This window comes from Ruegeria arenilitoris (assembly GCF_013035425.1).
Taxonomy (GTDB): Bacteria; Pseudomonadota; Alphaproteobacteria; order Rhodobacterales; family Rhodobacteraceae; genus Ruegeria; species Ruegeria arenilitoris_A.
Genome location: NZ_WQHX01000003.1, coordinates 263,742 through 282,745, shown reverse-complemented (window position 1 = coordinate 282,745; position 19,004 = coordinate 263,742). Strand labels below are relative to the sequence as shown.

Genomic DNA, 19,004 nt, shown 5'->3' with positions numbered 1-19,004 from the left:
CACATGAAGCATGCCTCCGTATGACTGCGCTTTCTGCAAGCCGATAAGTCAAATGTATTCGGTCGGTGGCTGCTGTGACCCAGAGCGAACACGTTAACTAGGGTAATTGGACGAACGCTGCCAATGCGTAGCGACACTGGGTATTTCGTTCGGAAACCCAGTTGCGCGGACTGCCGACCCACTGACTAGGACCCAAAACACGAGGCCATTCGCTTAGTCCGGAAGCCCGGCATCTCGAAGCACGTTCATCACACGGTCGAGCGCTGCCGGATCCTTATACGGCTGGCTCTTGGCATAGTCGGACAAACGAAACGTAGGATCAATCGTGATGACTTCATCGGCAATTCGCCGTGCCGCGTCCCGATCCGATGCTAGCCCATAATCGCTGCAGAGAATGACGCGAGCGTCATTGTTCCTAGGATTTATCCTCAATGACTCTTTTGCCGCCGGAATCGAAAGCGCAACATCCCCGCAGTCCCGGTAAGCGGCAGCGAGAATGTCAATCAGCCATGCAGGATACACTTTCTCAAGATTAAGGGCTTCTTTCACACTCTGAACCGCTGAATGCGCGTCACCGCAGTAGTTCAACACAAGCCCATGCAAAGCGTGAGCCAAAGGGCAGCTGGCCCGAAGCCTTGCTCCGGTTTTACACAGCGCCAAAGCCTCTTCATACCTGCCTTCAAGCAGCAGCAGATGTCCAAATACGGCATGGCCAATACCATTATTGTCTTCGTATTCCATTGCTTTTTGCGCCCAACTGGCCGCCAATTTCATGGATCTGGCCCCGGGGTCGGTCCAGAAAAAGAAACCGTCCATCCAGTGTGTAACCGAAACGTAGCTCGGACCGACGACCGAGTCCGGCTGAACGCGGTATAGTTCTTCAAACAAACCACGAGCAATTGCATTGTCTTCCCGGTTCAATTCATAGAAGTGGCTTGCGCCTCGGTAATAGTACTCCACCGCTTCCGGACTGTTGAGTTTCCCGAACCAAATTCGGTTCCGTTCGTTTGTCGCCAGTTCAATGTTAAGCGCAGAGATAATCTGACGGGTGATTTCATCCTGAACCTGAAAAATGTCATCAAGAACTTGATCATAGCGTTGTGCGAAAATCGTTTGCCCTATTTCGACATCAGTGAGTTGAACCGTGACCCGAATACGGTTCCCGGCCTGCTGAACAGCACCCTCTAGGATGTAGCGTGCACCAAACTCGGCACCCACCGTTGGCGCAGACACGTCCTTTCCACGATAAGAATTCAGGGCCGGCGCGTGAACCAGAAAGAGCCCCGAAAGCTGCGTCAATGTAGCCGAAATACCGAATCTGAGGCCATCCGCCAGATAGTCTTTGTTTGGTTCGGACCCCATGAATTTGAAAGGGATAATCGCGATGCAAGGTCGCTCTGGCGGGTCAAATTCAAGGCCGGTTGAATTTCTCTGAGACGTTTCCCCATTCGTCTCTTCGACGGACACGCGGTAGGTACGTATGTGGCCTTCGATATTCTTAAGAGTTTTCTCCCCGTCAAACTCCACTGTATTCGTAATTTTTCCGGCAATCTGGTCGTATATCGTCCCGGAGATCAAAATACCCCCGGCATCAGCTAGTGCTTCGAGCCGCGACGCGATGTTTACGGCATCGCCTAAAAGGTTTTCACCTTCCACCATCACGTCACCCAGATTTATGCCAATACGAAAACGCATGACGCGTTCTTCCGGAAAGCCGGAGTTGCTCTTCTGAATGCCGCTTTGGATTTCAACAGCGCAGCGTACTGCCTCTACCGGACTTGGGAACTCAACTATCACGCTGTCGCCAGCCGATCCAAACACGCGCCCATTGTGGCTAGAAACTAAAAAATCGATAATCTCGCGGTGATCCCTAAGCGTTCGAAGGGTCGCTTCCTCGTCCGCATCCATTAGACGGCTGAAACCAACTGCGTCAGCTGCAAGTATTGTCGTGAGCCTTCGTTGAACTTGGTCGTCTGTCATCTTCCGGATTCCCCCGGACAAGATCCTGTATCGCCATTTTATGTTTCGACGGCCTTTGAGTCCATTGATGTGGGGCCGAACCGATTTCTGCCTTCCTATGAAGCGCTCAACGAGGAAACGTCGGTGAAACCGCGTTCTGCAGACGTGATTGGGTCAACAATGCACCGTTTGCCGCTGCGAATGTACACTGTCGTTGTTCAATAAAGCGAATTTGTCATGAAAACTGCGATAAAATTATGCAGCTTGGGTGATGGATGATAATTTTAGCCAGTTGTTATTTTTTACGAGTTGAAGATGGTAAGTCTAGGCAAATGGAAACAGTTCCCATCAGAAGGGCTTCTAGCGAAGCCTTTCTCGATTGGGCTTTTATCTCCGATATCTTTCAAAGCTGTTGTTGAAATAGTGGGACCAATATGCGTCCTGGCAGTTTTGCTTGCCTATGGCCTTCAAAGAGCGTCTGCCGCTAACTACGCATCTGTTCTTATGTGAAACTGACCAGTTTCATTATTTACACGAAATCAAAAAGACCACCGAGCCGGAGATGACGCCGTCTAGCTTCAACATAGACTGTTGTTGTAAAGTAAACTCGACGCAGAAACGCAACTGCGCCGAGCCTGTTTAACACTATTAATTGATCCAGCCGTTCACGACATCCATATTTTCGGCCACCCAGTTTTCGGCGACATCCCTTGGATCTTCTTCATCACGACCGATTTGCAGGATCCACTGGTTTACGACAGCGGGATCAAGCTGCATTTGGCTGAGGAACTTTGCGACCGGGGGGTTCCGTTCTTCAAGCGACTTGGAATACGCAACATAGATCATCGCGTCTGAACTCGCGCAGTCAAACTTTGACGTCTCCAGCCAGTCTTCGGCATCGAGATTGTGGTCTTCGCAGCCCTCGTAGCGCTCGGGTTCTCCGATAGGTGAAATTTCGTAAGCCGCGTGCACCCATTCTGGGGTCCAGTAGTAAAACAGGATCGGCTGTTCGCGTTGGATTGCGGTCTTTAACTGAGCCTTGAAAGTCGCATCAGGCAAGATTTCCGGCTCCCACAGCTCGTCAAGGCCATAGTCCTTAAACTTCACCTGCCACATGCGGGTGGATTTCCAACCGGCATCTCCGGCCCAGTACTCGCCCTTCCCGTTACCATCCTTATCGAACATCGCGGCAATCTCGGGCTTTTTGAGGTCATCGACCGTAGCAACCTGGTCAGCAAGGTACGACGGCACATACATCATCTGCGTTCCAAGGTAGGGTAGGTTTACACCAACTGTTTTCGCGCCGTCGACGTACTGGTCCCAGATACCCTGACGGTTTGGCATCCATAGATCAGTATAAACGTCAACCGAGCCGTCGCCCTTGTCCATACCAGCAGCGATGACCGAGCCGTCACTAAGACCTTCGACAATCTCGGCCTCGCTGCCAAGAGGCCCCTCGATTACGGCTTGGATGACATGGCCGATTGCGGTTGCACCAGTCCAGGTTAAATCGCCAATCTTGACTGTCTCTTGCGCCGAGGCTCCTCCGGCTGTGCAGAGCGCCACGGCGGCGACAAGGTTTGTCATTGGTTTCATGCTTCTCCCTTTCGATATGTCGCGCATTGGGCGCGGTTTACTGGCGAGTTGTATTCGCCTTTTGCACCACCCGGTCGATCATCATCGCGAGTAGGGCAATTCCAACGCCAGCCAGAATGCCCCGGCCGGTTTCAGTGTTCTCAAGCGCCTCGGTAACGATGTAGCCCATGCCGCCCGCACCAATCAGAGCAGCGACCACCACCATTGACAAAGACATCATCACCACTTGGTTGATGCCGGTCATGATAGAGGGCAATGCCAGCGGCAACTCGACTTTCGTTAAAAGCTGTCTGGGGTTAGCCCCAAAGGCCAGCGCGGCCTCCTTCGTGCTTTCGCCAACTTGCCGGATGCCAAGCGCAGTCAGGCGCACCATGGGTGGCATCGCGAATATGACAGTTGCTAGAATTCCAGGAGGCTTGCCAATGGAAAAGAATGCGATGGCCGGAAGCAAATAGACGAAGGATGGAATTGTTTGCATCACATCAAGTATGGGCGTCATGATCGCGTGGCCTCTTTGAGATTTGCCGACCCAAATACCAAGCGGCAGACCCACGACGACGCAGATGATCGATGCCGCAAGAACCAGTGACAGTGTATCCATCGCCGTCTGCCAGAACCCAAATAAAGCCAGATAGACAAGTGATGCAGCCACGAAAATTGTTACCCGCAGACCGGCCATCTTGTAAGCCATCCAAAGGAGCACACCCATGGTGATCGGCCAGGGCGTACCGACAGTGACCGAAGAAATCGCGCTGAGCATACCGCGCAGAAACTTGGTGATACCGTCAAAAAGGAAACCGTAAAAAATGGTCAAATATGCGATGCCGTCGTCGATTATCTGACTGACATAGGTGTTCAAGTTGATCGGTGGTGCGTCTTCGCGTGCTGGTTCGCGCAGAACGATACGATCTCCGTTTTCGTCGCGTGGAAAGGTGATCTTATCTGGTCGTTCTATCCAAAGAAGCGTCGGGAATTCGCCAATCACAGCGCAATCGAATTTGTTCTTGAAGCTAACCTCTTCTCCCCCAGCGATGGCGCGGGTTTGCTTGATACAGGTCCGTTCATCCGGCGCGAACTGGGTTGAACGCTAGAGCATTAGCGGCACGACCAACAGCACGATCAGGCCAGCAAGGACAAGGCGGCTTTTTTCAACGCCATTGTTGACAGTGTGATCGACCCGCCAGCGCTCATACTGCCGTGCATAAAAACGGTCAGCTATCCAACCAAATAGCAACCGGCCTAGGAAAAAGACCAGAATTGCGCCGATCAGGCTGGATTGGCTCCAGCCTTCGTAACGTTCAACCAGAAAGTCCTTGTCTGCGTTGTCTGCGGCGGCTTTGGAGTATTTAAAGACAAGCGCCAGGTTAACCGCGACGATCAGGTCGATTACGAAACCGATGACGAAAAGCAACCAATTGCCACGCAAAGCGGCCCAGACAAAGCTTCCAAGCATTGCTGCTTTGTTGACGTGCCAGCGGCCCAACACGTTTTTTTGGATTTTCAAAAAGGTGTCGGCATAGTACGCGCCGTTTGGGCCGGCAAATTCCAGGAAGGGTTTGCGAAGCTCCTGTTCGGTTGCCATAATCTTAGACCTCTCCCTTAATTCCGTGCAAAAGCGAGTCCTTCGTGACAACGCCTACTGGCTTGCTATCGTCCATGATGATGATTGGGTTTTCCTGATCGACGGCCAGCGACACCAAAATATCAAGGTTGTCTTCGGGCCCGGCTGTTGGACAATCCGATACGGGTGGCAGTTCCCGCCCATTCGTCTCGTATGCTGCGACCGGTTGCATCACTGTATGGGCGAAAACCAACTTCAATTTTGAGATTCCAGCCACGAAGTCAGCGACATAGTCATCCGCTGGTTTGGTCACGATCTCTTCAGGAGATCCGGTCTGTACAATCTCGCCATCTTTCATGATGGCAATACGGCTGCCCATGCGGATCGCTTCGTCCAGATCGTGAGTGATAAAAAGCGTGGTCTTTTTCATCGTCTTTGACAGTTCGAGGAATTCGTCCTGCAGACCGCGCCGGATCAGCGGGTCCAGCGCGCTGAACGGCTCATCCATTAAAAGGATATCCGGGTCCGCAGCCATGGCGTGGGCTAACCCTACTCGTTGCTGCATTCCGCCTGACAGCTCGCTTGGAAGGCGATCGCCGTAGCCTTCGAGATGCACAAGCTCGATGACCCGTTCTGCATGCTGTGCGCGGGTGAAGGCATCAACATTTCGCAGCTCAAGCGCAAAAGCCACGTTGTCGCGCACGGTACGATGCGGCAGAAGCGCCATGTTCTGGAACACCATTCCGATCTTGTCGGCACGCAGGATTCGAAGCTGTTCTGCGTCAAGCTCACCGACGTTCACACCGTTTATCAGTATCTCGCCGCCGGTTGGTTCGATAAGCCGGTTTATGTGCCGGACGAGAGTTGATTTGCCCGAACCTGAAAGGCCCATTATGCAGAAAATCTCTCCTTCTCCGACCGAGATTGAGACATCTTTCACACCGACAACGGCCTGATATCGCTCTAGCACTTCGGCTTTCGAAAGGTTTTCCCGGCGCACCGCTTCCATAGCCTCTGCTGCCCGGTCGCCAAAGATTTTCCAGACATTCCGCGTGACGACCACGCCTTCATTTTTCATGTTGTTCACGCGCGCGCCTTTTCTCGTTTGGGATCAAGAAACGGGATGTCGACGACCTGCGCCGGTAGCCGTTTCATGTGACCGTCAAGCTTCCCGACCTCCAACTCCGTTCCGATGTCGGCAGTTTCAACAGCCACCCGTGCCATCGCGATGGCATGCCCTAACTGGGGAGAGAAACAACCACTGGTTATTATGCCAACCTGCTCTCGCCCGATGAAAACGGCATCGCCATGCAAAGGTGGTTCATTACCCGTAAGGTGAAGTCCGACAAGCTTTCGCCGCACGGCGCCGGCATTCCGTTCCAGCGCAGCGCGACCAATAAATTCGGGCTTCTTGAAGTCCACCGCAAAGCCTAGCCCGGATTCCATCGCGTCGGCATCGGGCCCAAACTCGGCACCCGCGATCATCAGGCCGGCTTCTATGCGGAGCATTTCAAGGGCCTGCCCGCCCATCGGGACCAACCCGTGCGGCGAACCGGCTTCCATTAATCCGTCCCAAATCTCTACAGCGTCGTTTCGGTCGCAAAACAGCTCATAGCCAAGCTCTCCGGTGAATCCCGTCCGGCAAAGCATGAACATCGGCCCGTCACGGTCACGAAGCCGCGCTACCGTGAAACCGAACCATTTGAGATTCTCGAGCGAAGGGCGTGAAGGTTGGGTAAAGACGATATCCTTTAGGATATCGCGGGATTTCGGCCCCTGAATGGCAAGATTCACCATGCGATCACCGGGTGAGAGAACGCGCGCATTCAAACCCAGGTGTTTTGCTTTCTCCCGCAGGTGCAAAGCGGAATTGTCCGACCCACAGCACCAGCGAAAGGCGGTGTCCTCAAGCCGGAAAAGTGTACCGTCATCCAATACTGATCCGCGCTCGTCGCACATCAGGGCATAGCATCCGCGATGAACCGACAGCTTTGATACATCTCGCGTCAGGCATGCTTGCAAAAGGTCAAGTGCGTCTGGCCCTACTATGTCGAACTTGCGCAAACCTGACATATCCTGAAGAGTCGCTGCGCGTTTGCAGGCCCAGTATTCTTCAACTGCGCCGGTGGCGTCGTATTGCGTTGGCATCCAAAGATCGCGAGAGACGTGAAAAGACGACGTCAGCTTCGACGTCCGTGGATGAAACGCGGAATGTGCTGTCTTTTTCACTGCGTCCTCGGGGTTGGCACGCCAAGCAACAGAGTGCGTGATCGTGCTGTTTTCCTCATAAACTCGAACGTGCACGTCGGTTGGGTTCCACCCGTTGATGGGGTCGACATCGTCCGGACACGCCGTCGAAACGCAGACGAGATCAGTCAGGGCTTGCATCGCAACGTAGTCGCCAGGGCGTGACCATGCTTCGTCACTGGCGATCGCGTTATCTGCCCAGTCAATCCACGAGTTGAAGAAGAAGTTTATTGCCGGCCATGCTCGTCTACGCCCTATACCGAAGGGCTCGAAAGCGTCGCTAATGTTGTCTGAACAATTCAGGTGTCCCGGAAAACCACGCTCTTCGTACCCGCGCGCAGTACACGCAAGCGCAAACGTGTCATGCCGCCCGACGGTGTCCTGCCTAACCGCCAGAAGTGGCTTGATATCCTGATCGAAGAATTTGTCGTGCAAACCCGGAAGCGGATAAGCGCTGCGGGCCATGGTTCGAGAGACTGTCGAGTCGATATATCGTTCTATACCGGCATCAAGCGTATCAGCTCTCATCGCCATAAAGTCGGAACATTGCTGGCCCTCAACATCGATCACCTGTATGAACTGCCCTTTATTGACAGAATACGCTCTTGCCGTACCTCGTGTGACCCGCCATTCATCGACGATTTTACCAAGTGGTTCCGGCAGAGATGCTCTTTCAATTTGGTTTTCGGGCAGTTTGACCTCGACACGAAATGCGCCACCACCACCGGTTTCAATAAAACCCGGCGTCACCGGAGCTATTATGAAAACTCTGGCAGACCGCCGCATCCTGAAGATGTAATTTTCACCTGCTTCCGTCGAAGATTCGAAGATTTGGATGCCGCGCGACGTGTCAAGGCTTCCGCCCCGTGAAGTGACGAGCTCGCTCATCATTCGATTGTCATAGCTCTCGGTTTCCAATGGTTCCGACAATTCGCCCGGCACATCCAACGACGAAATGCCAAAGATCGGCTCGTCATCAGAAAGTGCGGTCAACCATGCCCGAGCGCCACCATCGACTTGAGTGATCGACACAACGGCGTCTTTTGGAACACGCAGTGTCCCGGCCTCACCAAAACCAATGTCGAGCCGCATGGTGCCTGGCTGCTTAAGCCCGGAATACCGGCGTCTTAGGACTTGCTGATCCGCTGGAACATTCAGCATGTTTCTTGCAGTGTTGGAGACATATCTCTTTGTACCTTCACTAGAGCTCCGCTTTGTAACCGGTTACATTTTTGGGTAAAACTTTAACGCGAGCATCTTGAATTCTTTAGAAATTGACATGTAACCGGTTTCAATGAACATAATTTGAAAGGATTCGTCAAATTAATTTGGAACTGGGCGTCAGCAAGATGAGAAAACCGCCGGGCAGGATCAGAGACGTAGCCAAAGAAACAGGTCTTTCGATTGCCACGATCTCTCGGGTGATGAACGGTTCGAAAAGCGTAAGTCCTAAAACCCGAAAGCGTGTACTTGAAGCATGCGAGCGGCTGGATTACCTCCCGAATCCCGCAGCTCGCGCACTTTCAACAAACAAGTCCAATACGATCGCAGCCATTATCCCAACAATTGAGCATTCCGTCTTTGCGAAGTTTATAGCCGGAATCGAACAAGCGCTTGGTACACGGGGCTATTCACTGGTCCTAGCCATATCAAACGGCGAAGACGAAGAAGAGTTGAAGGCAGCCCGCAAGCTTCTTGGCATGGGTGCCGAGGCATTTATCCTAAGCGGTGCAGCTCACAGCAAAGAGTTGCTGGATATGTTCCTAAGAAGGCAGGTGCCAATCGCGTTCACCTCAGTTTGGGACCCGAACCTCAAAATTCCAACTATTGGCTACGACAACAGCAAACTTGCCGCCGAGGCGGTCCGCTATCTGGCATCTCTTGGTCACCAAAGGATTGCAGTTTTTCATGGCCCGCTGAAAACCAGCGACCGAACGTTGGCGCGGCGTCAAGGAGCAGAAACAGTAAATACACCTTTAGTCGAGCTGGAGTTCCACGAGACCGAACTCAGCGTATCGGGTGGCCGCGTAGCGGTACGCGAGGTGTTACATGGCAAGGTAAGGCCTACAGCCATATTGTGTTTCTCTGATGTTTTGGCGCTCGGAGTTTATTTTGGGTTGAGAGAAGCCGGGCTAGAGGTTCCTGACGATATGTCCGTCATGGGGTTCGACAATCTGGACTGGGCAAAGGAAACACACCCCCCGTTGACCACCATCAACCTTCCCGCAGCCGAAATGGGTAAGGCAGTTGCCACGCAGATCATGGACCACCTTGAGACAGGCGTTCCGCTGCATCGAGAAAATCTGGATGCAGAAATTGTCAGACGGTCTTCGGTGAAAGAAATAAAATGACCTATTTCGACAGCGCGAATTGAGCGCCTAAAGCCTCGAATGACTGCCGTTGAGGCGTAGAAGCGTTATTTGAAGTTGAGGGATCACATCCGGTGACGCGTCCTCACAGAAATGAGGGGCACTACTAAGTGGCCTTTTTCTTCCTTTCCCGCGCAATCGAGCAGCTCGATTTTTTCAGCTCTGAAAACTACATGGGGTATCAGCGCGATGCCCACTTGATCGACGTCTGCAATCAACGCTCACATCTCGAGATTTGGTCATACCCAGTTTGCCAAAATCTTGGGGAACCGTCGGACGATGGCGACGGCAGTTTCACCACCAAAATCTTTATGACACTACGGCAACTTTAGGTGATTTCCGTTCCCAGTTTGGATAATTCAAAGAAATCAATAGCCATCCACTTTGTGACCAAAAAAAACCTTGGTCACTTCCTCGATTATATCCCATTCCAACCGCGTTCCGTCACGTACGAACAAACTTTCTCCTGCTCGCAGGACACATACTTCGCCGCTAATTTTGTTCGTCAACTGGCATCGTCCAGATAATATCGTCATAAGCTCATCGCCCTGCTCTGTGCATTCGAACACGCCCCTGGAGCAGCGCCAGATACCGGCCCGTGTCGTATCTCCGGGCCCACCAGCGTCAAGCCGACCTGACGCATATGGATTGCCAGAAACGATACGGTAGGCACTTTTAGGGTTGTCAAACGGCCAAGGTTCAAGAGCGCCAACATTATCGCCAAGTATGTATTTAATCATTTGTCTTCCGCCGAGCCATCACGTGGTGCATGACAAGATTAAGCACCTCGACGTCGTTCTGGTTGTACGTCTGATAGCGGAACCGGACAGTTCCCCGATCTGGCTTTGAGCGAGATGGGGTGAGCAACTCGACCGTGATACGCGCGCGAAGCGTGTCGCCCGGAAGTACGGGTGCGAGCCACCGCACCTCGTCCATGCCGTGGCCTCCCAGGTTGGTGCCGGTTAGCACACCAGTGTCACGAAACAGTCGGAAGGTGAGAGCTATTGTTTGAAAGCCACTTGCAACGACGCCACCGAAAATCGAATCCGTCGCCGCTACTTTGTTCACGTGGAATGGTTGAGGGTCATACGTGAGTGCGAAGTCGATTATAGAGCCTTCGGTAAGCGTAATCCCACCGGTATCAAAAACATCACCAACTGATAGATCGTCAAAGTATTTGCCGCTAATCATCTCGAAATAATAGGTAAATAGCAACTTGCTCGTCAATGCGGAACCTTATGAGTCGTCCGAGGGCCAGACGATGTAACAACCGCAGCGAACGTTTGGTCCGCGCCAAAATCAGACAGTAGACGAAAATAGGGTCGATTATTCGTGGTGGGTGCTGCAAACGAAACCGGGTGTAACGATAACGCGGCTGGTATTTAGCAAAGCCCAATACCCACTTTCGACCAGGCTGCCGTCTGGAAACATTCGAAAAACTATAACGCTGCTGCCGCTTTCCCCAAAGCGCTCTGATCTGTGACACGTTGCGGAGCCTTCTTTATGCTCGTTGCACTCTAGCCTCCATGATCGTTCGACCTCGTGGTCATCCCAAGTGTAGACACCTTGGTCACCAGCAACCGAGTATGTTTGGTTAGGACGGTCAGGGTGGATGCAACTCATTTCTAAAGCTTTTGCAGGAGCATACGGCGGCACCATCAGGGTTAATGCAAAAATCCAATTTCCCGTCTTTGTCATGTCGACAGATTGTGCCGATCATTCCAAGTACTGCAAGCCCATTAGGGCGTGATAAAGTTATTATTCATTAGTCTTTCTATTCGATTGGCCGCTTTCAAAATAACAACAGGAGATTTGGAAGTCGCTTATTCCTAAAGTTCTTGCGTACTTGGGGGTTGTTGCTTGCGTCAATCAAGATACCAGCCTTTCGCCAAGAATGCCCCGCAAGTGCGCTTCAAAGAAAAGAAGCAATATGGCTGTTCGCAATAAAGATGACATTCCTTGGCCCGAAAATTCTCGGGCATTGGTTGTCTAATTTAAATCTAGTCAGCAACAACCGCAAAAACTTCTACAGGCTCCCTGATACCCTTCATTTCCACCTCTCCCCGGCTTTCCGCTTGGATAGCGCCCTCAACTGCGGCCCAAGTGCGTGGAGAGATCAGAATCTCATCGTTCGCAGCCATGTCGCATAGCCGGGCAGCAGTATTGATAGATGTTCCGGAAGCGGTGTAGTCATAGCGCCCGGCCGAACCTACGATGCCGACCGTGGCGTAGCCAAAGGAAATACCGACACCAAAGCCCAATCGATGGCCCAGTTTTCTCCATTTGGCGCAGAGCTCTCGCATTTTTGCACGCATTGCCAGCGCGAGCTGCACTGCGCAGCCCGCGGGATCATCACAAGGGATAGGGTCATTGAAAATAATCATGATGCCGTCGCCGGCCCGCTGATCGACGCCGCCGCCATACTGGTCGATCAACTCACTCATTTCCTGATGATAGGTTTGGAGGATTTCGATGGTTTCCTCGGGTTCTGCGGCCTCACAGAACGCCGTGAAGCCGCGCATATCGCAAAACAAGGTCGCGATCAGAGCACGATGGGAGGACAGCATGCTATCGTCGCCCGCGCTCACTACAGCGTCAGCGACAGCAGAAGGTAGAAAACGTTTAAGGCGTCCCAAGCGTTCAAGTTCACCGACTTGGGATTTAACGCGGTCGCCCAATTCAGCGTTCAGGTTCTCGAGTTCTTTGAACTGCCTCACATTGTCAATCGCGATCACTGCTTGGGCAGCGAAAAGCTTTAGAATCTCAATATCGTCGTTGCTGAATTCTTCGACATGAAGTCGATAAAGAGCTATTACACCAATTGCGCGGTCGCCCTTGATCAGCGGAACGTATAGCAATGTGCGCATACGCTCCAGTTTCCAAGTGTTCTTCAATTGATTTGAAATCGCGGTGCCTTCCGCCAACGCTTCGATATCTGGATACTGGCGTACCTCCATGGAGCGAACTGCTTCTACCGAAAGCGAGGTTTCATCCTTCATCGAATGTGGATTCGCCCGAAGAAAGTCCACATACCCAGACTGCTCGACATTCGCGGCCGCTAAAATAAGGTGCCGGTCGTCAGCATCACGAAGCAGCAGTCCGGCATGCGGTGCACGACAGAGTTTGGCAGCGCGATTGATGATCGCATCGAAGACTGGTTGCTCATTGTCAGGGTTAAGGCTGATAACCTCCAATATCTCGCGGTTGGCCTTTTCCCGCATGAGCCGCTCTTGCACTTCGCGGAACTGGCGCACATTTTCAACGGCGATGACCGCCTGAGCGGCAAAGGTTACCACCAATTCAATTTCATCTTGTGTAAAGGCCTTCACCTCGCGTCGGAATAATGTGATGCACCCTATTGCTTCACCATCGAGCAGAAGTGGAACACCCAGGATGGTCCGCATGCCTTCGACTTCAACCATTGCGACCCGACCGGGATCACCTTGGCGGTAAAGGTCGGTATCCACCAAGTCTTCAACCTGTACGATTGAGGCTGTCCGCATTGAAACAGCGGGTACAAGTTTACTGTCCAAAAGACGCGTGGTCTTTCCCACGGTTAAATGACGCAATCCCTCTCCAAAATGTGCTTCCAGCGTCCAATGACTGCGCATGTCGTTCAGGATGACGAGATTGGCCAAGGGCGCTCCTGAAAGACGTGCTGCATTTTTCAGTATCGTTTCGAAAACAGGCCCGGAATCTGTTCGCGACGCGCTGATCGCTTGCAGTATTTCGCGCATTGCCGCTTCCCTTTCACGCAAGATCGCGACTTCGGCATTCACGCTTTCCAAATCTGTAGTCACCATAACCTCTGCTCAAAACCCGACCGGTTCGTTTCCAATGGGTACCACACTAACCACCACAGCTCATGCTACCAAGCTACCAGTCATCAGATTTCTATTAACATCAATGACCCGACCACCACGGCCGTGGCATAGGTGACCGGTTTGTCCGCAAGGCAGACATTGAGCGGGATTCACTGAACGTTCGCATTGAGCCCAATGCGGTCTTTCCGTTTTTCATCAGAACGCCTTACTTGCTGAATTCTCAGTAGCTGAAGCTCGTTTTGCAATTTCAATATCCTCAGTTAACCTTGCAAAAAACTGGCACGGGATCGGAGGGACACTCGTCATGAACAGTTTCAAGAAAGTTTGTGCTTTAGGGCTTCTGACTTTTTCTCAACCGATCCAAGCATTGGCACAAGAGCAGCCAACCCCGGAGATGCAGAAAGCAATCGAATTCTTCAGCCAAGCAGGAAATCCGGAAGGCCGATGGATTGAAGGCGAAACGATGGTTCCTCACGTCGAAGCCGCGTCCCACTTTAACGCAGCCATGCTTTACTACCCAGGAACTGAGGAATTGCAGGACAACGAGATCCGCGTAAGCTTCATGGGTTCGACATATTACCCATCACAGGATCAATCTGGGATGAGTATCTACGTCGAACTCGGAAATGGTGATCGTTTCGTTTTTGACATGGGGATTGGGTCATTGAGAAACTACAACAGCTTCTCCGTTCCCTTCAATACGATCAATCACGTATTCATTTCCCATCTTCATATGGATCATGTAAGCGACTTGCCTTACTTTACGATGTTCCGCCCTATTCAAGGCGGTTACACACCATTGAATATTTACGGCCCGAGCGGGTCAGAACCTCAATATGGGACGCAGCATTTCGTCGATAGCATGATGGCGATGACAGCGTGGCACCAGGATAGCTTTAATGCCTGGCCCATTGGTGAGGGCTATAACCCCAACGTGGTGGAATTCGACTACATGAATGAGGGTGGAACAGTTTATGAAGCAAATGGCGTCAAAATTACCCATTGGCCGACATCACACACCAAAGATGGTGCGACGAGCTATAGATTGGACTGGAACGGCAAAAGCCTTTGCTACACCGGCGATAACCGCCCGAACAGCCTGACCATAAAGTATTGCGAAGGTGTGGATATGTTGATCAGCGAAGTTCAAACAGCCACAGTGTCCGTTACATCTCGCGCACTTGGAATGCCAGCTGCAATGGCAGCATACACAATCGATACATCGCACACGCCAGCTTATGGCCTAGGTTATATTTGCCAGCAAACGCAGCCTAAAGTCTGTGTCGCCTCTCACTACAGCTATGATGATGTTTTCAACAACGAAACGGTCGCCGAAGTACGCTACCACTACCAAGGAGCGTTTGCGTTCGGAGCGCCTGATCTCGTTGTTTTCAACTTGCATGGTGACGGAAAAGTATGGTGGCGCGAGGGGGTAACGGGAGAATCCAATCAGGTTCCGCGTCCAGTATATACAGGCGACGAGATCACGTTCCCGGCTCCAAAACACCAAGTCTATGATGTGATAAATGAAACGATTGAGGCCAACGAGATCGACCCTGAACTCTGGTATCCACCTGAGAAGAAGCCAGAGCTTGTCCGTGAGTGGCCGTTGACCGAAGACATCACAATACCTAATCCGTTTGCCAATTGACGCGTAGCACATGCGTATCTTGGTAGCCCTGTTTGTTCTAAACTTCATGTCCTCGACTGGTTTCGCAGGTTCTGCTCGACCTGTGGATTGGAGTGACCTCGGAGACAGATTGTCGTCTAAAGACAACCCGTATTATGGGCTAACCGCGGATGAAGCCAGGTTAGTTGGGGTTCTCGTTCATACCAAGAACGCACGAACGGCAGGCAAAGTGTTATCTCCTAGAGCGCTGCAAGGAGAAACTCTCGCGATCTCAGCCTTGGAAAGTGTTGGAATAGACGGTCCTGCCAAAGTCGCTGATTTAGCTGCGTTTGGCGAAAAATTGAAAGCTAGTCGCAGCGAACTTAATGAAAGCCTTCTGAACCAATTCATAAAAATTCCAGGGTTCGTGTTGCCCCTGGACTTCGATGGCAGCACGATTACCGAGTTTGTTTTGGTTCCATTTGCAGGAGCTTGTGTTCACACACCGCCTCCGCCCCGAAACCAGATGATAGTAGTCAACTACCCTGAAGGTTTTTCGATAAATGGATTGTTCGAGGCTGTGGTTATTTCCGGACTACTGACCAGGGGTGACGCAACGCGATCCGTTGGGTTTTCCGATGGCGTTTCTTCACTCGATATTGGGTATCAGATGCAGGCCGTTTCTGTTGATCCATTGTGAAAATGGATGGTCTGCTCCAGTAAAATTTCGCTTATTCAAGCTGCATAAGCTTCGGATTCGCTTTCGGCCATTGTCAGTGGTTCGCCCTCCTTCCAAAGAGCCAACTCGCACTCCATTCCGTCAGGGTCTTGGAAAGACAAAACTTGTACTATCCCAAAATCCCGGACGCGCCCTTCGCTGGCGCCGCATTCAACGAGACGTTTACGAAGCAAGTCGAACGAACTCTCATCTGAGATGTTTAGGGCAAAATGATCGACATGCCCACGGGCAAAAATCTCGGAAAGCCCTTCTTCATGTTCGCTTTGCCAATTCACCTGAAACGGGTGCAGGCAAAAGTCGCAACCCATATCAATCAAAGCATGTCGCAGCATGCCTTCGTCCAGATCCAAACGCACTTCGGCTTCAAAGATGGTTGTGTAGAACTCGATAAATCGATCTACGTCTTTTGTTACGATTGTGACGTGATTGCATCCGTTTGAAAGTGTCATCGCGAATCTCCTTTAGTCAGGTTGCCTGACTAAATATAATCAGGCAACCTGACGATATGTCAAGGGGAAACGACTTGTCCGATTTTTCTGGTTCCGAAGAACAGCTCACCGAGCTGCAGGCCGATGGTATCGCGATGCTCCGCCAAGGCAGACCCGGCGATCCACCTCTTCAATTTTTGCTGTTTCATATGGCCGAGTGGATTGACTATCGGCACATAGCCAAGATCCAAGAGACCTTTCCCGATGGCCGCCGCACGTTCAACCCGGTTTTCATTCACTTGCCAGCGGACGGGTGTCGACTGACCGAACTGGCCCGCACGGCCAATATGACGAAACAGGCTATGGCCGAAATCGTCGATGAAATGATCGCTTTGGGCTATTTGGCCCGATTCCCGGACCCCAGCGATCGCCGGGCAAAGATCATCGTTCGGTCCCAAAAGGGACTAAGGGCGCACAAAGTGGCGATGGATGCCTTTGCAGAGATAGATCGTGAACTATCAAAACGAATGGGAAATGATCGCTTCAAGCAGCTGCGCATCGAATTGAAAAACGCCCTTGCTGCCATTACAGCCGCGGACAATGAGACCGATGAAATTTAGACGGATCGAGAGTGTTGTTTGCCTACGAAACTAGTGTTTGCCGTAAACTTTCGTTCCAACCGGTTTTCGAATCTCTGCCAGAAATTTTCATGCGACGACCCTATCGCCTTTTCATTCACTAAACGATATGCTGCACCGCAGAAAAACTCTTTGGAGGCTTAGCATATGAACGGTCGTATCATCTGTGTAGCACAGCAGAAGGGGGGCGCAGGCAAGACGACGCTAGTGACCAACTTGGCAATCACGTATTTATCCGAAGGCAAAAGCGTGGCTCTATTGGACACTGATCCCCAAGGCAGTCTTGGCAAATGGATGGATATTCGCGAAGAGACGCTGGGGGAAAATACAAACCTCCAGTTCGCAACCGCGACATCATACGGGATTTCACGCGCCATTCGTGGAGTTGGTAGCGAAGTCGATGTTATTTTGATTGATACCCCGCCCAAGGCTGACAGTGACGTTCGTTGGGTGTTGCGAGATTCGGATTTGGTGCTGGTGCCCGTCTCAGCCAGCCAGGCTGATGTCTGGGCAACCCATGATATCTTAGATTTGGCCGACCGGACTGGGAAACCAACGCATATCGTGATGAACCGAACACGTGTTGGTACCCGGGTAGGTGAACATGTCGCCAAATCAGTTGCCGAGCTTGAGGCAATGCAGCTGAAGTCATCACTGGCAAACAGAGTGATCTATGCAGAAGCTCTGGGCCGCGGTTTGGGTGCAATCGAAGTTAAGAAAACCGGAGCTGCCTCGGACGAAATACGTTCGCTCGCTCGTGAGGTGTCAGAAATTCTGGAATTGTAAGTTTGAGTTAAAATGACACATATTGTTGGCGGGTCAGCACTTCGGCGCTTGGTAGAAAACTCGAAGACAACCTAGGTAGATTGAGAACAACGTTGACGAGTGTCAATTACAATACACTTCCGGTACTGGCTCAATGCAACCGTTCACGGATTTTTCGTGATCACCCGTTACGCGAACAAACCCGTCTTTTGCATAGTAGTTGCTGCTTCGGGGTGAAAACGGCCTAAACGCGCATGAATTTGCATTTTCGGGTCACGGCTCGGCTTCGACTCCGCCGACAACCAAAGAAATTCAGCGAACACACCTAGCGAGGCGACAATCCAGCAATTCGAAGGTCGGTTCATGTTTTTGTGAGTTTAGCTGACAAACTGCGTCTATGTTTTTACTCCGGTTGCGAGACATCATTTCCGAATAGCCTACGATGTTGGCCACCATAAAAATTGCAATTCGTGAACCCTAAAATGTCATCCACATTCCACCTTAGCCAAGATGTTAGCAGGACAACCGAGTTGTCCTGACAATCGATATCTGCTTGGGGCTAGAAACTGATTTTTGAGCATTCCGGTCGAGCGTCGACTACATGCACGTGAAAGTCAAAGCGTCGATCCTTCGGCTGAAGTGAGCCAATGCATCGCATGCCAGCCCACATTTCGCTACTTTCCAATAGCCTTATTTTATAGTTAACGAACCAACCCGAGCTGCCGGGCTATAGTTGCGCTGTCATAATAGTCGCGACCCTCAACAACTTTCCCGTCTTTAACGCGCATAACCGAACAGTATCGAACTTCGGCTCGTTTACCTGTCGGCTGAAAATCTCCTAGGCTTGATCGAAGAATTCCTGTGTGGGTGCCCGTATTGCGAAACTCAACCGTGGCCCATTGTCCATCATCGCTGACGATGACGTTTTCCACTTTGCAAAGCCCATCCGGGAAAGCTTCACGCCAGCGATAGTAGTCGGCTTTGTATGCATCTTTTCCTGGAAGCATTTCGCCGCGGGCGACATCTTCGAACGCACAATCTTCGGCGATAACCTCCGCACCACGATCAGGGTCACGCATGTCCCATGACTCGTGGAATTGCCGGACAACCATTTCGGTAGGATGCATCGCTTAGACCCCTTTTTGATTTACTGCCTCAAATCTAACCCTCAACACCGCCAATTTATATGGTCCGCTTTGGGCTCGCCACATTCATCAGAAGATTTGGTAAGATGGCTGATTTGAGACGGATGGCAAACCCAACGTTGCG

General features: G+C 51.7%; 17 protein-coding genes. 5 read left to right on the top strand and 12 right to left on the bottom strand.

Annotated elements, in window-relative coordinates:
* Window positions 1–213: 213 nt before the first annotated feature.
* The 6 genes from GOV45_RS10460 to GOV45_RS10435 all read right to left on the bottom strand — a co-directional run bounded on the left by GOV45_RS10460 (window position 214) and on the right by GOV45_RS10435 (window position 8,524).
* Entirely contained in the window at window positions 214–1,980 is a 1,767-nt protein-coding gene (locus tag GOV45_RS10460) for an adenylate/guanylate cyclase domain-containing protein (RefSeq protein ID WP_170477086.1), read from the bottom strand.
* 627 nt (window positions 1,981–2,607) lie between these two features.
* The gene (locus tag GOV45_RS10455; protein ID WP_170477084.1) at window positions 2,608–3,555 is read right to left on the bottom strand and encodes an ABC transporter substrate-binding protein; all 948 of its coding nucleotides are present in this window, start codon (window positions 3,553–3,555) and stop codon (window positions 2,608–2,610) included.
* A gap of 37 nt (window positions 3,556–3,592) precedes the next feature.
* Entirely contained in the window at window positions 3,593–4,540 is a 948-nt protein-coding gene (locus GOV45_RS23595; RefSeq protein WP_170477082.1) for an ABC transporter permease, read from the bottom strand.
* A 102-nt stretch (window positions 4,541–4,642) separates the two neighbouring features.
* Window positions 4,643–5,137, bottom strand: coding sequence for a hypothetical protein (locus tag GOV45_RS10445; RefSeq protein ID WP_170477080.1), 495 nt, complete (start codon window positions 5,135–5,137; stop codon window positions 4,643–4,645).
* 4 nt (window positions 5,138–5,141) lie between these two features.
* Window positions 5,142–6,194: a quaternary amine ABC transporter ATP-binding protein gene (locus GOV45_RS10440; protein ID WP_170478070.1), complete on the bottom strand. Its 1,053-nt coding sequence runs from the start codon at window positions 6,192–6,194 to the stop codon at window positions 5,142–5,144.
* Window positions 6,195–6,199: 5 nt separating this feature from the next.
* Complete coding sequence (locus tag GOV45_RS10435) at window positions 6,200–8,524, bottom strand: DUF1989 domain-containing protein (protein ID WP_254447974.1); 2,325 nt, start codon at window positions 8,522–8,524, stop codon at window positions 6,200–6,202.
* A gap of 188 nt (window positions 8,525–8,712) precedes the next feature.
* On the opposite strand from GOV45_RS10435, the gene GOV45_RS10430 reads away from it, so the two are divergent.
* Window positions 8,713–9,714: a LacI family DNA-binding transcriptional regulator gene (locus GOV45_RS10430; RefSeq protein ID WP_170477079.1), complete on the top strand. Its 1,002-nt coding sequence runs from the start codon at window positions 8,713–8,715 to the stop codon at window positions 9,712–9,714.
* A gap of 386 nt (window positions 9,715–10,100) precedes the next feature.
* Here the strand turns inward: GOV45_RS10430 and GOV45_RS10425 are convergent, their stop codons facing one another.
* The 4 genes from GOV45_RS10425 to GOV45_RS10410 all read right to left on the bottom strand — a co-directional run bounded on the left by GOV45_RS10425 (window position 10,101) and on the right by GOV45_RS10410 (window position 13,535).
* Entirely contained in the window at window positions 10,101–10,472 is a 372-nt protein-coding gene (locus GOV45_RS10425) for a cupin domain-containing protein (RefSeq protein WP_170477077.1), read from the bottom strand.
* Window positions 10,465–10,923 (bottom strand): MaoC family dehydratase, encoded by a 459-nt coding sequence (locus tag GOV45_RS10420; protein WP_174823636.1) that lies wholly within the window; start codon window positions 10,921–10,923, stop codon window positions 10,465–10,467. Before GOV45_RS10420 ends, GOV45_RS10425 begins: the two co-directional genes overlap by 8 nt.
* Before the next feature lie 135 nt (window positions 10,924–11,058).
* Entirely contained in the window at window positions 11,059–11,430 is a 372-nt protein-coding gene (locus tag GOV45_RS10415) for a hypothetical protein (protein WP_170477075.1), read from the bottom strand.
* A gap of 302 nt (window positions 11,431–11,732) precedes the next feature.
* A complete protein-coding gene (locus GOV45_RS10410) occupies window positions 11,733–13,535 on the bottom strand; it encodes a GAF domain-containing protein (protein ID WP_170477074.1) in 1,803 nt (600 codons plus the stop codon).
* A 325-nt stretch (window positions 13,536–13,860) separates the two neighbouring features.
* On the opposite strand from GOV45_RS10410, the gene gntH reads away from it, so the two are divergent.
* On the top strand, window positions 13,861–15,207 hold the full coding sequence (gene gntH, locus GOV45_RS10405; RefSeq protein WP_170477072.1) for a guanitoxin biosynthesis MBL fold metallo-hydrolase GntH: 1,347 nt from the start codon (window positions 13,861–13,863) through the stop codon (window positions 15,205–15,207).
* 10 nt (window positions 15,208–15,217) lie between these two features.
* Window positions 15,218–15,865 (top strand): DUF3299 domain-containing protein, encoded by a 648-nt coding sequence (locus GOV45_RS10400; RefSeq protein WP_170477070.1) that lies wholly within the window; start codon window positions 15,218–15,220, stop codon window positions 15,863–15,865.
* A 35-nt stretch (window positions 15,866–15,900) separates the two neighbouring features.
* Here the strand turns inward: GOV45_RS10400 and GOV45_RS10395 are convergent, their stop codons facing one another.
* Window positions 15,901–16,353, bottom strand: a complete 453-nt coding sequence (locus tag GOV45_RS10395) for a VOC family protein (RefSeq protein WP_170477069.1) — start codon at window positions 16,351–16,353, stop codon at window positions 15,901–15,903.
* A 74-nt stretch (window positions 16,354–16,427) separates the two neighbouring features.
* Here GOV45_RS10395 and GOV45_RS10390 point away from each other — a divergent pair, with 74 nt between their 5' ends.
* Window positions 16,428–16,952, top strand: a complete 525-nt coding sequence (locus GOV45_RS10390) for a MarR family winged helix-turn-helix transcriptional regulator (protein WP_217362452.1) — start codon at window positions 16,428–16,430, stop codon at window positions 16,950–16,952.
* A gap of 165 nt (window positions 16,953–17,117) precedes the next feature.
* Window positions 17,118–17,756: a ParA family partition ATPase gene (parA, locus tag GOV45_RS10385; protein WP_170477067.1), complete on the top strand. Its 639-nt coding sequence runs from the start codon at window positions 17,118–17,120 to the stop codon at window positions 17,754–17,756.
* A gap of 680 nt (window positions 17,757–18,436) precedes the next feature.
* Here parA and GOV45_RS10380 read toward each other — a convergent pair.
* Window positions 18,437–18,862: an ester cyclase gene (locus GOV45_RS10380; RefSeq protein ID WP_170477065.1), complete on the bottom strand. Its 426-nt coding sequence runs from the start codon at window positions 18,860–18,862 to the stop codon at window positions 18,437–18,439.
* Between the last annotated feature and the right edge of the window lie 142 nt (window positions 18,863–19,004).